The organism is Microbacterium maritypicum, assembly GCF_041529975.1.
Classification (GTDB): Bacteria; Actinomycetota; Actinomycetes; order Actinomycetales; family Microbacteriaceae; genus Microbacterium.
On record NZ_CP168030.1, the window covers coordinates 957,620 to 972,698 of the forward strand.

Below are 15,079 nucleotides of genomic sequence, written 5' to 3' on the forward strand. Positions count from 1 at the left end.
CGGCTTCCTTCGAGATTCGCCGACCCGGATCCGACTAACGAGGTCAAGCAATGAGTACTGAGCCATACCGACGCGATGAGGCTAGCCCGCTCGTATCCGTCGTTGTCCCCGTGTATAACATCGAGACACTCGTCGAGGCCTGCGTTCAGAGCATTTTGGGCCAGAGCTACGCTCACTTGGAGATCATCCTGGTCGATGACGGTTCCACTGATCGATCAGGTTCGATCTGCGAAGCCATCGCTCAGACCGACGACCGAGTGCGGGTATTGACCAAAGTGAACGGCGGGCTGTCAGACGCACGCAACCACGGTATTCGTCACGCGGTAGGCGCGTTGATCACGTGTGTCGATGGCGACGACATGGTCGCCCGGGATTACGTGGCTGCCCTGATGCGTCCCCTTATCGAGACGGACGCAGACCTTTCTTCCATTGGTTTCTTGAGGGTGCTTGAGGGATACGTGGATGCTCGAACAGACACGCCGGACGCCACGTACGAGTTTTGGCCGCGGGAGGTAGCGCTGGAACGTCTCTTCCTCCAGGACGGCTTGACAACGAGCGCGTGGGGGAAGATGTACCGGAGCAATGCCTTCGACGGAATCGAGTACCCCGTCGGCTCCATCCACGAAGATCTCCCCGTCACATACAAGTTGGTCTCGCGAGCGAGAGCCGTCGCTGTGATCAACAGCGTCGGATACTTCTATGTTCAGCGACGAGGGAGCATCACGGGGCGGGCCGACTACGGGCGACGTGTCGAGGCGGTGCGGTTCGCGGAGGAGGCGGTGGAGTTCTGTCGGTTGGAGGAGCCGACCCTGGTGGGTGCGGCGAAGGCGCGGGCGATGATGGAATGCGCGTACATCATCTCTCAAGTGCCGAGGCTCGCAGATCTCCGTGACCTCGATCCTGTTGTGCCAGGCACAATACGGAGCTACCGCGGCGATGTTCTGCGCTATCGGCGCACGCCGAAAGCGCAGAAGCTCACTGCGCTGATTTCCTTTGCAGGCATCGGGGCCGTCTGGTCGCTCATGCGAGTGCGATCCATCGCGAGCGCGGCGCGAACAACTATGAGGAGTACCAGATGATTCGCCGGATCAAGCACATGTTGATTCCGTTCTATCAACGAGCGGCAACGCTACGCGGTGGGCGGACGTTCGTGCGTGAGGGAGACAGACCGACAGCATTCCTGCTCCTCACGCCCGACTACGGGAACATCGGTGATCTCGCGATCGGAGTCGCCGAGGCGAAGTACCTCGAGCGGAAGATTCCGGGCTACGACGTCGTATCGATCCCGCTCGCGGAAACGTACGCATGGCTACGTTCCATCAAGACGCGGAGTCGCGAAGGTGACCTCGTGTTCCTCGTCGGAGGGGGCAGTACCGGAGATCTGTATCCCCGCGCGCATTTCGGGCGCGTCTTCGTCATTCGATATCTCCGCAAGCTCCCCATGATCTCGTTTCCCCAATCGATCATCTACAGCTCAGACGACGCGAAGAGAGTATTTGGGCGGCGAGAACGGGCCGCATTCCAGCGCCACTCATCGCTACGCCTCTTCGTGAGAGAGCGTACGAGTATGAAGATCATGAGGGAGATCTTCGACGGAGAGGTCGGGTTCTCGCCGGACATCGTTCTCTCAATGACAGGACTGGGCGACGAGCAAGAGCAGCGTTCTCATGCGTTACTCGTGTTGCGCGGAGATAGTGAGAGAGCTCTCAGCGAGGCTGACCACGAAGAGATCCTCGCGGCAGCCGGCGCAGTGTCCGAGTCAGTCGTGTTTCAGGACCACGAAGTTGCTTACGACCCCAGCGGAGACGCATCACCTGCCGAGGTGGTCGATACGATGATGGACCGCTACCGCCGGGCTCGGGTGGTAGTCACCGATCGCCTCCACGGCATGATCTTTGCGGCCGTGACGAGGACTCCCTGTGTCGTGCTTCCGAACTCCAATCACAAGATCACGGGCACCTACGAGGATTGGTTGAAGGACGCGTGCCCGTTCATTCGGTTTGCCGATGGCAGGGATACAAAGTCACTGCTGCGCGTCATCGATGAAGTGATGGTTGCTGGACGCGCGGAGGTACGACCACCCCAGCTCGATTTTTCCCAGTTGGATGCCGCGGTAGCTGAGTTCGCGCTGCGCAAGGACTGAGGATGGCGCTGAAGAAGGCCCGTCTCGCCGGAGCGCGCAGTGCGCTCTTGATCAGCGGCGGAACGCTCGTCGGCCAGGTTGTCACTTTCGTGGCGCTTCCGTTTCTCGCGCGGATCTACTCTCCCGCTGAGTTCGGTGTCTATTCGCTTGCGCTGACGATCACTGCGCTCGGGCTTCCCATCGCAGTCCTGCGCCTCGATCGTGCGCTCCTGCTTCCGCCCCTCGAGTCCACTACCAAGTCGCTACTCTGGGCGGCGCTGGCGATCGCCGTCGTGGTTTCGGCGGTCGTTGGCGCCGGGACATGGCTGTTCGGGACCTTTGATCGCGACCCGGTGACGTCCGTGCTGGTTGCGATTCTCTTGCTGACCTCCGCAGCCGTCGCACTTTTCGTGCCTCTTGCTTCGCGGTCAGGCAACTACGGCTCGCTCGGAATTCGTACCGCAACACAATCCGCGAGCAGCACGGCCGCCCAGTTCGCCTTTGGGCTCGCTGGCGTCACATCGGCAGGCCTGGTCGCGGGAGCGGCTATCGGTTCAAGTGTCGGCGCCACCCTGCTGAGTCCATACGTGCGGCGGTTGCGTGGGCGCGCATCACTGCGCAAGGCGCTCGCGAGTCTGCGGTTGTACTGGCGCTTCCCGGTGATCTTCATGCCGATCGCCTTCCTGACCTTGCTGGCTCAGCAGATGCCCCTTCTCTTCGGCGCAAGTGTGTTCGGGCTCAGCGCCGCAGGCGTCATCGGGATGGCTGAGCGGGTGGTTGCCATACCGGTGACGTTGCTTGGGCTGGCAGTCGGAACGGTGTTCGAGAGCGAACTCGCACGCTCCCTCCGGGAACGTGGCGGAGGGCTGCTGCAGCGTTACCTGCAGACTTCCCTAGCGCTCGCGATCATCGGCCTGCTGGCGGGCGCCGTTCTGGGATTGTTGGCACCTTGGGGCCTCACTCTGCTCTTTGGAGAAGAATGGGCCGTCGCGGGTCAGGTTGCTCAAGCTATGTCGATAGTCGTGGCGACGCGCTTGGTTGTCTCCGCTACCAAGAACCTCACTCAGTTGCTACAGCGGGGGCTGGACTCGCTTGGGCTGGAGATTACGCGTGTCGTGCTCGTAGCGGGCACAGCTGGCATTGCGCTTGTCTGCGGTCTCGACTTGATCGCGTCGTTGTGGCTGATCTACGGAGCACTCGCGATATCGGATGTCGCAACCTGGTGCTGGGGTCTGCGAGTGCTTCGCGATCATGAGAGAAATGGAGTGCCGCTGTGAGAATTGTCCACGTCATAAACGCGCTGGCCACAGGCGGAGCAGAGCGCATGGTCGTCGAGTTATCCACGCATGGAATCGCTCAGGGGCATGACGTCGGCATCGTTGTTCTCGCGGACCTCGACGGGATTCCGCGGGCGATAGCGAAGGATAGGCAGATTCCCATCTCCGTGGCAGGTGCTTCCTTAAAGGACCCTCGCCTGCCTTCTCGGCTGCGAAAGCTTACGGCCGATGCCGACATCGTGCACGTGCACCTCTTCCCTGCGATGTACTGGGCGGCGACGTTGAGAAGCCCGAAGATCTTTACCGAGCACAGCACTCACAACCGTCGGATGGATAGGGCTCGGTTCCGACTGCCGGAGCGGTGGGCCTACGACCACTACGACCGCGTTGTGGCGATCGGACGAGGAGTAGAGCGAAGACTCATCGAGCACGCCGTCTCGATCCGGAGCCGGACACCGATCGTCACGGCTCAGAATGGTGTCTCGGACGATTTCTTCTCCGCCACGTGGAACGCCCCCGAGGGTCGACCGCGCCTGATCTCTGTCGGGTCGTTGACAGACGTGAAGCAGCATCGCATCGCCATCGATGCGCTGGCGCTCTTGCCAAGAGCGACTCTCGACATTGCCGGCGATGGCCCGCTACGAGACGAACTTCAATCGCAGATCGAAACGAGGGGTCTGCGTGATCGGGTGCAACTGCTGGGCAACGTCAAAGACATTCCGGGGCTGCTGCGGGGATTCAGCCTGCTGCTCTCCACGTCGAAGTTCGAGGGGTTCAGCCTCGTGGCGGCGGAAGCGCAAGCGGTTGGTCTTCCCGTGGTGGGCCCTGCAGTAGAGGGATTCGACGACGTGGTGATCGACCACGAGTCCGGCCTCCTTTTCGACACGACCACGCCCGAGACGGTAGCGTCCACCGTTCTCCGGGCGCTGGAGCCGGAACGATACGCAGCTCTCGCAGCAGGCGCCGTAGCGAATGCGCGTCGTTTCACGATGGCCGCCTCCTTCGAGGCGAACTTTGCGGTCTACACATCTGTGTTGGAGAGGCGGTCCGCATCAACAAAGTGAGCGTGCCCGGCGGCCGACTCCGCCCAACTCTCGTCCAGGGGACTCCAGTTCTTCGCCCCGGGCTGCAGGTCGGCCGTTGGGAGGCGATCATCGGCATCCTGCGGATGTCGTGGGGGTGCCCTATCTCCTCGGTCGCCGACTGATCGCATAGGGGCGTCCGCGCGAAGTAGCGGGCGCCTTGCTCTTCATGAGGGTGCCTTCCGCCTAGACTGAGCCGATAAGTAGCAGAGCACCGGGGGAGTAGGCGTGGCATTCTTGCTGGCGTTCGTGAACATCGTCGCGTATCTGGCCGCCCCGCCCGCAGGGTTTGCGACTGTCGTGGTCACGATGGTGATCGTTGGCGTCCGTCGAGGCCGCTCACGGCTTGAGAAACTTCTGACGATGCTCGTGCTGACGATGCCCCTCTACGCGCTCCCCGTACTGCCGGGTCTTCATCACGTCGCGTCTTGGACAACGCTTCTCCTCGTTGCACTGCTTGTGATGGTGATACCGCACATCACACGCATGTCTCCGGTCATCCTGGTGGCGTTGTTCATCATCGTGGCCTTCAGCATCCTGACCGGACTGTCGTCGGGTGACGGTGCCGATGGGTGGTATTACATCGCTCAGTTCTTGATGTTTACCGTTCCAGCAGTAATCGTCTATGAAGCGCGATCCTGGATCCGAGCCACGCTGGACAAAGACGCCGCAAACCGTCTGTTGTCGACCCTGGCGTCGACGCAACTTGCGCTCGCGATCGGCGTTCTTGTTCAATGGCAACTTCACAGTCGCCTAGGGATTTCGCTGGGTTCCATTAGCTTCTTCGCCGAGCGCGTCACCTATGACCTCACGGTCTCCGCCTACAGTGTCCTCTCTGGACTGCTAGCCATCGGAATCGTCTTGGCACCCACTCTGTGGCGCCGAGGGCGCTGGAAGATGGCCGTCATCCTTGCCGTCGTCTCTTCGTTCGCAATCGTGGTCAATTCCTCGCGCACCGGCATCATCGTGGGCGCTGTCGTACTCGGCCTCGCGATCTTGTTCCCGCCGAAGGGCGCCCGCCGATTCGGTGCGCGGCTTGCTATCGTCCCGGCTGGAATTCTCGCTTGGTGGATGTACGACCTGTACGCGGGCTCGGTCCGAGGTCGAGAAGGATTCCTGGACGACAACGGACGGTTCGAGACGTTCCGCAATGCGTTCGACCGGATGATGGCAACCGACGAGAACTTCCTCCTTGGGGTCGGCTACGCCGATTACGAGGGTGTCGCACCGCACAACTTCGTTGTGGAGACTTTGGTCAGTTCCGGCGTTATTGTCAGCGCCGTCGTCTTCGCACTGATCGTCGGCCTGCTGGTCTACCTTCGGCAGAGCGAATGGCAGTACTCAATCTGGGCTCTGCTCGGAGCCTCCATGCTGTTCGCCGGTTTTTACGCGGTGAAGGCAGCCGCGGTCATCGCCGTGCTCATGCTCGCTCTGCGAGCCGCTGACAACGCTACACAGCGGGGTGATGTCGCTCCTCCGGCTGTTGGACTCGCGAACCAAGAGCGTCCCGAGATGATGAACGGCTCGCAAAAGACACGTCGGACTGCGTGATCGCTTTCGGTTGTCCCGCGCCCGGTTCGGGCCCCACTGCGCCCGCTGATTGAATGGAAGACATGCATCAGGAGGACCCCCAGCCCCGCACGCGGCGCGAAGCGCGCTCTCTTGCGGAGCCCCCCACTGACGACCTTCCGCCGCGCGGTGATGACGGCCCCCGTCCGCGCCGCCGCCGTCGAGTGTGGATCTGGCTCACAGTCAGCGTGCTGCTGGTGCTCATCGTCGCCGGTGCCGCTTTCGCGGCCGTGAAACTGTATGACCGGGCGATGACCACGCGTGCGCATCTTGAAGCGGCGATGGGCGAGGTGCAGACCGTCCAGCAGTCGGTCCTCGCGCAGGACACGGCCGCTGCAACGGAGGCAGCAGCGCGCTTGGCGCAGGAGACGTCTGCCGCGCTAGAGCCCACGCAGGGCCGTCTGTGGGCATTTGCCGAGTACGTGCCGTGGGTCGGGTCGAACCTTGCGGCTGTTCGTCAGGTCGCGGAAGTGACGGACGCGCTCGTCGCGGACGTCGTGACGCCGGCAACCCAGCTCAACCTGGCGGCGCTCGCGCCCAGCGGTGGACGCATCGATGTGGCAGCGCTCGGCGAGCTGTCCACTGTCGTCGACGGCGTGGCCACTGGCGTGGAGAAGGCATCCTCGACGATCAACAAGATCGATAAGTCCGGTCTGATCGACCAAGTATCGGCGGGAGTCGTCAAGCTCGAAGGCGCACTCGCGAAACTGGACGAGACGCTCGCTCCGGTGCACGAGATCCTCGGCGTGCTTCCTGAAGCGCTCGGAGCGGGTGGAGCGCGGGACTACCTCGTTATGTTCCAGGGGAACTCTGAGGCCCGTAGCCTCGGCGGGAACGCGGCAGTTTTCATCGTCATCCACGTCGACAACGGGGCGATTTCCATCACCGAGCATGTGGACAGCTCTGACTTCAAGCAGCCCCTGGACGAACCCGTCGTTCCCCTCGACCCGGAAGCGGTCGCGATCTATGGAGACAAGATCGGCCGCTACACCCCCGACTTCACGATGGTTCCCGACTTCCCGACGGCGTCGGGAATTCTGCAGGGGTGGTGGGATCGCGATGTGCAGACGAACGTTGACGCGTACATCTCGATGGACCCTGTGGCTCTCTCGTATCTCCTCGCCGCGACGGGCCCGGTCGCGCTACCGACCGGCGACACTCTGACGGCCGAGAACGCCGTACCGCTTCTCTTGAACGAGGCGTATTTCCGATACGAAGATCCCCTGATGCAAAACGCGTTCTTCGGAGCAGCCGCCGATGCGGTGTTCACTGCGCTGACAAGCGGTACCGGGTCGCCGACCGGCCTGATCTCCGCGCTGGGGCGCGCTGCGGCGGAAGGGCGCATCCTCTACACAAGCGAGGACCCGGACGAGATGGCGTTGATCGCGTCATCGCGTATGAGCGGTCGGATGCCGACAGCAGCGGAGGGTAACCCGTTGCTCGGTGTTTTCGTGAACGACAACACCGCTTCGAAGAAGAGCTACTACCTCGACATGAGTATCGACGCTTGCGCGGCCGACGGGGAGACGAGCGCATCGGTGACTCTGAAGTCGTCTCTCGACGAGGCGGAAGCTGCGCGTCTTCCTTACTACATCGCGGGCCCTTACTACCCGCTGGGTGACATCAGCAGTTATGTCGTCCTCTACGGGCCGGTCGGTTCGATGTTCGCGAGCGTCGAGATCGATGGGCAGGCAGCGACACCGCTCGCGGTCGGTCAGCACCTCGGACGCCCTGCCGTCAAGGTCGAAGTGCTGAACCATTACGTGAGCGAACATGTGATCGATGTTCGTTTCACTGATGTGCCCGCGGGGGGAGAGGACCTGGAGGTATGGCACACGCCGATGACGCGCGAGACGCCTGTCACTCTGACTTCTTGCGGCGGATAGCGAAGTGGCGAGCGTCGTGAGAGCCACCGATGCCGTGACCTCAAGCCTCAGCCTCGGGCACGCGACCACGCTCGCCCATGCGCTCTGCGGGGCGATCGGCGATCGTCACGATATCCGGGTGCTGTCGATCAAAGGCCCGTTTGCCGAGTACCACGGCCTCCGTCCTGCTCGGACGGCCGCCGACGCGGACGTCCTCGTGGCGCCTAGCGATTTCGATGCCTTCTGCGCTGCCATCGAGGCTGCCGGGTGGAAGGAGCGTGTCGCGCGAGAGACACCGACTCTGATCGCGAACCACTCCCGCACGTACATCCATGATTCCTGGCCGTGTGACATCGATGTGCATCTGTGGTTTCCCGGCTTCTTCGCGGATCCATCTGTGGTGTTCGATGAGCTGTGGAAGCGTCGATGCGCGATCCCGATCGGCGAAGTCACCGTGCTGTTCCCCGGGCGTCCGGGTGCGGCGGCGATCGCTGCCATGCATGCGCTGCGGAACATGACCGTCGTCCGTCACCAGGCGGAATGGGCGTGGGTTCGAGATGCGCTTCGCGACGACTTCTCCGAAACGGATCGGCGCGACTTCCTCGATCTCGTGACGAAGGGTCGCGCGCAGTGGGTGCTCCGCGATCAGCTGCGCGACATCACAGGGGTGGAACCCGAGAACGATCTCACGGCAGAGGAGCAGCGCGCCTGGCAGGCACACCGGGACTTCGCTGCCGACGGTGGTGCCGCGAGTTGGTGGATCGCCCTGCGGCGGCAGCCGTTTTCGGAATGGCCGGCTTTCCTGTTGCGCGCGGCCTGGGTGCCGCGGGCCGAGATTCCTCGAAACGATGCGTCGGTTCTCCCATCTCGAGGGCAGGCCTGGTCCTATCAGGTTGCTCGATGGGGACGCGGATTCACCGCGACGCTGCGATACGTACGCGGTGCAGACCGTTGAGCGGGCAGGGAGCTGCGGGGAGCGGTTCAGCGAGATCTGAAGGGCTCACGGTCCAGATCGCCGACGTCACCGTAGGGATAACGCTGAGTGGGTGCAACACAGACCTCATCGACGCGGTCCACGCCGAATACGCCCCGATGATGCCGAGCGTCCCGGTTTCCGCGGAGACCCAGGTCGTGGTCGCGGCTGACACCGATGCTGGGAGCGGCATGGAGCTCGTGCGGAGAGAGGTCGACGCCGCCGTCGCCGGGATCCATCGCCAACGCGGATTCATCGACTTCGGTGCAGACCTGCTCGTGGATGATCGCGGCTCTGCCCTGATCGTCACCCTGGATGGAAGCGAGCAAGCGCACGCGGTGATGGCGGCCCTCAGCGCGCGTCACACGAGGCTGCCGCCAGGGAGCTGGGTTTCTGACCGCTCGGGCAACATCGTGCATCGGGCCGCGTCGACGACGATCGCGGGCGACGCGCTGGAGAACGGTGCAGTGGGCGGATCAGCTCGTCTCATCGGCGCGCTCCTTCTGGGCGACGGGGAGAGCGTTGCCGATGCCGAGCAAGAGGACGGTGTCCTCGCGCTCGCGCGTCACACGATCGAACAGGGCTCGCCGAATGAAAGCGCCCCCGTGCTCCGGGCGGTGCAGATGATCGCCGGGAGCACGAGCCGTATTCGACGAGTCGCTGTCGGAGATCTGTCCCACGCTCTCCGCGAGGTGGCGGAGCGGTTTGCCGAGGGGCCTCGAACGATGCGGTTCGCGCCACCGTCTCCCGTGCACTCCGCTCCCGCATCGGTTCCGACGAATGACGGGAGCAAAGTGTGGTTCCGCGGGCCCGCGCACGACTACCTCCAGCGCGACCATGATGTGCTCGTCGTCCGTCGATCGGGCGACGGGCTGGAGCTGGAAGCGCTGCAGTCGCACGCGCGCGCGCTGTGGATGCACGCCGACGGGGCCAGTAGGGAGCAGCTCCTGAGTATCGTGCGGGATCAGTCCTCTCCGGAGAGGAGCGAAAACACACCCCTCGAGGTCGTGTTCGACGAGCTCGTCAGCGAGGGGTTGCTCGTCGACGAGCCGAGTTGGGCCGTGCGGTCGAACGTCGCATACTCGACGAGCTCATCGCAGACCTTCGTGCTCGGGACTGACGGGGGAGACCTCCAACCGCTCGCCCTGGAAGGACCGGCGATGACGATCTGGGAAGCCATGATCGAGCGACCTCACATCTCGATCACCGAGATCACCGCGTGGTGTGCGGAGCGCTATGACGTCGACGCGGATGGCATCCGGCCGGAGGTACAGCAGATGATGGAGGACTTGCGCGAGCGCGACCTGATCGGCTGGGTCTGACAACTGGCCTCCGCGCCGACCGGCCTACGGCCCGCCCCACCGCCCGATCGGCCACAGGATGGCCCCGGCCTTGCCGAACACGTCGTCGCGCGTCATCCAGCGCCAGCAGCTCTCGTCCGGATCCGCCGTCCCTCGGCAGAGGTACGCGGAGTCGGCCGAGTTCGCCCGATTGTCTCCGAGCACGAGATACGAATCCTCCGGAACGGTGACCGGCGCGAAGCAGCGGGTCGACATCGGTTCGCTGTCGCAGTCGAGTGAATCTGTGACGAACGGGAGATCTTTGACGACATACGGCTCGTCGAGCGGCTCGCCGTCGACCAGCACCCTGCCCTGGGCGTCGCAGCACTCCACGGTCTGCCCGGGTCCGGCGATGACCCGCTTCACCAGCACGTAGGGCCGGATGCCGGTGGTCTCGCCGACCCAGTGGAACGCCTGCGAGAACCAGTTTCCGCCGGCCGCCGGCTTCTCACCCCAGGCCTCATCGGGACGGAACACGACGATGTCGCCCGGCGCGGGGTCTGCGGCGACGTAGGCGAGGCGGTTGACGATGAGGCGGTCGCCGGGCTCGAGCGTCGGCGACATGGATCCGGACGACGGCTGGCCGATGAAGGCGACGATGATGCCGGTCAGCGCGAGGGCGAGCACGATGTTCACCCAGATGTTCCCGAGGAGTCGCCGACGCGGTCTCGGTGCATCTGTCGTCATCATCTGCTCTCCGGCTCGCGCGCTGCGGTGTCGACACAATACTGTCAGTGAATGGCCCAGTATTCCGGTGACAGCGGTCCCCGCCTGCTCGAGTCCGCGCAGGCGTCGCAAGCCCAGCGACTGCTCATCCCCGACGTCCTCCGTGGCATCGCGATCGTCGCGATGGTGATCGCGCACGCGAACCCGTTCCTGCCCGAACTGCCCTGGGCCGCGAAGTTCGTGACGGCGAACCTCAGCGACCTGGCGTCGCCGCTGTTCGCGCTCGTCATGGGCATGTCGGCAGAGCTCGTCTGGCGCCGTGGCGGACGCGTCGGCGTCACACTTCTGCAGCAGGTCATCCGCGGACTGTTCCTGATCGCGCTGGGCGTCTGGATGGCGACCTGGGGCTCGTGGGTCGACGTGATCCTGGCGTATCTCGGCGTGACCATCATCCTCGGAGCGCCGATCCTCCTCGCGCGCACGCCCGTGGTGATCGGAGTGACGGCGGTCCTCCTGCTCATCAGCCAACCGCTGGTGGACCTCGCCCGGACCTGGACCTGGGTGTACACGGCGCCCGCCCCGGTCGCCGACATCATGCAGTGGCTCTTCCTCGGATCGCACTACCGCGTGCTCAATCTCCTGCCGATGTTCCTCATCGGCGCGCTCCTCATCCGGCACGGTCTGCAGCGCGACCGACTGCTCACAGTGCTGGCGATCGCGGCACCGCTTGCCTACGTGGCCTGGGCTGTTGGGCAGCGGCTCGGCGGCGTGCAGTCCGGCGACTACCTCGACACCCTGAAAGACTTCGGCCTCGTCTTCGCGGTCTACGTGATCGTGGTCTTCGCCGCGACCGCTCGACGCGACGGAGTCAAGCGCTTCTGGAGCCCGATCTTCGTGCCCCTCGTCGCATGCGGACAGGTCGCGCTGAGTCTCTACCTGCTGCACGTGGGGCTCATCGCGCTGTGGAACAACGCGAACGGACGTCCGACCGAGAACTTCTGGCCGGGGTGGCTCGTGATCGTTCCGGGCATGATCCTGGTGGGGTGGCTCTGGTGGCGGTTCGTCGGCACGGGCCCCGTCGAATGGGTGATGGGCTGGCTGACCGGTCGGCGCAAGCCCCTGCTCCGGAGGCGATGATCGCAGCCGCGCGCCACTGACACCGCGTCAGGCGGGGGAGACCTCGACCGCCGCACGGATGCTGTCGATCAGCACCCGCACCTCGTCGCTGCCGACCGCCAGCGGCCCGGCCTGCGTCCCGTCGGTGCCGATGAGGGCGGCCACCGGGGTCGCCGCTCCGATGCTGAGCACCGCCGCAACAGAACCGCCCACGTCGAGCGCGAAGCGCGTCGAAGCGGGGAGGTCGTGCGGCGGCTCTGTGCTCGCCGCGACGCTCACGGCGCGCTGGATCACGTAAACGTCGACAACGGCCGCCAGAGTGGCCTCTGCGGCCTTGAGTGATGTCATGGCGGTCGCGCACGCGTGGCACCCTGGCGCCACGAACACCAGGAGTCGGGCGCGGGCGGCCGGGGCGAGCACGTCGACGATCTCCGCAGTGCCAGGCAGCAGCACGGCGCCGGCTCCACGGGGAATCTGCGCATCCGCTCGTCCGGCGGCGTTCGATGCGCGGACCAGGGACCAGACGCCGACGGCGATCAGCAATCCTGCACCGACAGCGCCGAGCACGAGGGGCACCGTCGGGCCCGTGAGGAGCGTGGCCGGAATCCCGACGGGCTCGGAGACGGCGGCCGTGGCGACGGCCCCTGCCAGCACGGAGGCGGCGATGGCGGTGAGGACCGCGTTGCGCACGATGAGGCGAGGTCCGATCGCGGAGGGGAGCCAGTCGCCGAAGCAGCCGCAATCATCGGTGGCGCCGAGGCGGTGCGCCCGGATGACGGCGATCAGAAGGCCGGAGGTCAGCAGGAGCGCCGCGGCAGCGAAGACCACGAAGAGCCAGCCGTCCGTCGCGAGCAGCCCGACGGCGACGACCGCCTCGACGGCGATCAGTGCTCCGGCCGCGGTCTTCGGGTGACCGACAGGGATACGCAAGGCCGCGAAGGCGGCGCTTCCGCGATCGGCCGATCGGAGCTTTCCGACGGCGCTCACGGCGAAGACGACGGCGAGGAAGAAGGCAAGCGGAACGAGGAATGCGCTCATGGGTTGATTCTCCCGGATCGGAAAAGCGGGCGGATCCTGGAAGGATCCGCCCGCTCGGTGCTGCACGTCGCCCTGCCGCCACCATCGGCGGTGGCCGGAGCGACGATGGGAGCGTCGGTGCTGGGCCCGGCGCTCCCATCGAAATCCGCTCAGAGCAGGTTGATGCCCACGTTCTGCGAGGTCGAGTTGTTGCCGGTGACCGAGTCGCCGGTGACGGTCGCGGACATGACCTGCTGCGGTCCGCCGAGGAGCGAGGTGAGCAGCCCGACGTTGAGCAGCGAGTCGAGCGTCGTGCCCAGGCCGATCACGATGTTGCCGCCGGCGGGGATCGACGGGAGCGTCAGCGTGTAGTTGCCGTCTGCCCCACCGATGGACACCCCGGCCACGTTGGCGATGTTCAGGCTCAGCAGGCCCGGGTTGTACTGCACGACGGCCGTGGCGCCGGCGGGCGAGGCGTCGGTGCCGTTGTTGGTGATCGTCAGCGTGTTCACGGTGTTGATGGTCGCCAGCGTCAGGGGTGGCAGGCCGAGGTTCAGCGAGATCGGGCCGCTGAGCGCGGGAACGAGGTCATCGTTCACCAGCGACGCGGCCGCGAGCGGCGTGGCGACGGCTGCCGCGATGACGGGGACCGACCATGCCGCGCCCTTGACGATCGTGCGGCGCGAGATGCCCTTGTTCTTCTGGATTTCTTCGGTCACGTGAGTGCCCTCCCTGTTCGATGCAGATGCGGTTTCCCGCTGTGTCGTGAAGAGGCGACACGTTGTCTGCATCCCCCAGGAGCCTCTTCGTGGTCATCAAAGTAGGGAGAGGAAGAGGGGGAGGAAGGGGGTTTCGGTGAACTACGCGCAGGGTGCGCTCAACCTGCGCGATCTGTTCGTTTCCGCGTGCGCGGAGCTACGCGCGGCGCGAGGAGCGCAGTGTGCGCGGGGTGGCCCGATAGGCCTCGTCGAGTGCCCTGCGCATGCTCATCGGAGAGTGGAATCCGGCACGCTGCGCGATCTGATCGATGCTCAGCACGTCGTAGCGACTGTCGACGAGCAGCGAGTGCGCCAGCCGCGCGCGCTGCCGACGGATCTCGGCCGCCACGCTGTTGCCGGATTCGGAGAAGACGAGCTGCAGCTGCCGCAACGACGACTGCACCTCGTGCGCCACACGTGACGGGTTCAGTGAGGGGTCGCCGCACTGCTGCGAGATCACCGCGATGGCGCGCTCACGCAGCACGGCATGCGGCGAGCCCTGCCCGCTGACCCCGCCGATCCGGTCGAGGAGCACCGCCCCGCACATCTCCATCACCAGTTGCTCGATCGCGTACTGCTCGATCGGAGATGCCTTGTCGTCGGTGTCGAGAAGGCACCCGATGAACTGCTGCATCGAGGTATCCAGGAGCCGGCGGTCAGCGAACACGCTCGCATCGGGAGGCAGCGACGGCACGAACGAGGCGATGGCCGAGCGCGGCACGAGGGCGGCGACGAAGCGCCACTGTCCGGCCCACCGCAGTCGGCGTGCGATGCCGTGTGCGGCGACGACGAGACCGCCGTCGGTCTCGACCCAGGGTTCGCCCTCGAGACGTGACCACAACGCCTGCGCTTCGACGAACGCGAACACGGCGTGGTCGGGGTACGAGCTCACGGTGTCCACGTGGAGTTCGGAGGTCCCTCCGCCTGTGCTGAGCAGGCGCACACCGCCGGAGGCACGCTCCCGGGAACGCAGTCCAGGGCGGTCTCCGACCCGCCGGACACCGTGCTTCGCGAGCTCTCTGTCGTCGATGACCTGAGCGTGGGAATGACTCACGAGACGTCCCCTTTCAGGGTGCCAGCGAGCGGCAGTAGCGCCTCTGCGATCGGTGCGGCCTCGAAGCCGAAGCCCCGATACAGCGGTGTATTGAATATAGATTCAATCATCCCGGACCTCCTGTCAATGCAGATCTCGAATTCGTGTAGTGAGACGACACGAAACTCATCTGCATCCCCCAGGAGCCTCACTGCGAGCCACCGTAGAGCGCCCGTCAGGGAAAATCGGACGAATAGACGA

At 64.8% G+C, this 15,079-nt stretch carries 13 protein-coding genes; 9 read left to right on the forward strand and 4 right to left on the reverse strand.

Annotation, left to right across the window (positions count from 1 at the left end):
- Nucleotides 1-50 precede the first annotated feature (50 nt).
- From ACCO44_RS04620 to ACCO44_RS04655, 8 genes are all read left to right on the forward strand, one after another.
- Nucleotides 51-1,079: a glycosyltransferase family 2 protein gene (locus ACCO44_RS04620; protein ID WP_372468628.1), complete on the forward strand. Its 1,029-nt coding sequence runs from the start codon at nt 51-53 to the stop codon at nt 1,077-1,079.
- Nucleotides 1,076-2,143 (forward strand): polysaccharide pyruvyl transferase family protein, encoded by a 1,068-nt coding sequence (locus ACCO44_RS04625; RefSeq protein WP_372468631.1) that lies wholly within the window; start codon nt 1,076-1,078, stop codon nt 2,141-2,143. Before ACCO44_RS04620 ends, ACCO44_RS04625 begins: the two co-directional genes overlap by 4 nt.
- Nucleotides 2,144-2,145: 2 nt before the next feature.
- Nucleotides 2,146-3,399: an oligosaccharide flippase family protein gene (locus ACCO44_RS04630; protein ID WP_372468633.1), complete on the forward strand. Its 1,254-nt coding sequence runs from the start codon at nt 2,146-2,148 to the stop codon at nt 3,397-3,399.
- A complete protein-coding gene (locus tag ACCO44_RS04635) occupies nt 3,396-4,463 on the forward strand; it encodes a glycosyltransferase (protein ID WP_372468634.1) in 1,068 nt (355 codons plus the stop codon). The genes ACCO44_RS04630 and ACCO44_RS04635 overlap by 4 nt, the downstream gene beginning before the upstream one ends.
- Before the next feature lie 246 nt (nt 4,464-4,709).
- Nucleotides 4,710-6,032: an O-antigen ligase family protein gene (locus ACCO44_RS04640; RefSeq protein WP_372468635.1), complete on the forward strand. Its 1,323-nt coding sequence runs from the start codon at nt 4,710-4,712 to the stop codon at nt 6,030-6,032.
- A 206-nt stretch (nt 6,033-6,238) separates the two neighbouring features.
- Nucleotides 6,239-7,936: a DUF4012 domain-containing protein gene (locus ACCO44_RS04645; protein WP_372468637.1), complete on the forward strand. Its 1,698-nt coding sequence runs from the start codon at nt 6,239-6,241 to the stop codon at nt 7,934-7,936.
- Between the two features lie 34 nt (nt 7,937-7,970).
- The gene (locus ACCO44_RS04650; protein WP_372468639.1) at nt 7,971-8,870 is read left to right on the forward strand and encodes a nucleotidyltransferase family protein; all 900 of its coding nucleotides are present in this window, start codon (nt 7,971-7,973) and stop codon (nt 8,868-8,870) included.
- Nucleotides 8,816-10,210, forward strand: coding sequence for a PqqD family protein (locus ACCO44_RS04655; RefSeq protein WP_372468640.1), 1,395 nt, complete (start codon nt 8,816-8,818; stop codon nt 10,208-10,210). The genes ACCO44_RS04650 and ACCO44_RS04655 overlap by 55 nt, the downstream gene beginning before the upstream one ends.
- Before the next feature lie 24 nt (nt 10,211-10,234).
- Here the strand turns inward: ACCO44_RS04655 and lepB are convergent, their stop codons facing one another.
- Nucleotides 10,235-10,915, reverse strand: a complete 681-nt coding sequence (gene lepB, locus ACCO44_RS04660) for a signal peptidase I (RefSeq protein WP_372468641.1) — start codon at nt 10,913-10,915, stop codon at nt 10,235-10,237.
- Nucleotides 10,916-10,966: 51 nt separating this feature from the next.
- Between lepB and ACCO44_RS04665 the strand changes: the two genes are divergently transcribed.
- Nucleotides 10,967-12,031, forward strand: a complete 1,065-nt coding sequence (locus ACCO44_RS04665; RefSeq protein ID WP_372468642.1) for an acyltransferase family protein — start codon at nt 10,967-10,969, stop codon at nt 12,029-12,031.
- A 27-nt stretch (nt 12,032-12,058) separates the two neighbouring features.
- Here ACCO44_RS04665 and ACCO44_RS04670 read toward each other — a convergent pair whose 3' ends face one another.
- The 3 genes from ACCO44_RS04670 to ACCO44_RS04680 form a co-directional block, all read right to left on the reverse strand.
- On the reverse strand, nt 12,059-13,048 hold the full coding sequence (locus ACCO44_RS04670) for a MauE/DoxX family redox-associated membrane protein (RefSeq protein WP_372468644.1): 990 nt from the start codon (nt 13,046-13,048) through the stop codon (nt 12,059-12,061).
- A 149-nt stretch (nt 13,049-13,197) separates the two neighbouring features.
- Entirely contained in the window at nt 13,198-13,746 is a 549-nt protein-coding gene (locus tag ACCO44_RS04675; RefSeq protein ID WP_372468645.1) for a hypothetical protein, read from the reverse strand.
- A gap of 196 nt (nt 13,747-13,942) precedes the next feature.
- Nucleotides 13,943-14,839 (reverse strand): helix-turn-helix domain-containing protein, encoded by an 897-nt coding sequence (locus tag ACCO44_RS04680; protein ID WP_372468646.1) that lies wholly within the window; start codon nt 14,837-14,839, stop codon nt 13,943-13,945.
- Nucleotides 14,840-15,079: the final 240 nt, after the last annotated feature.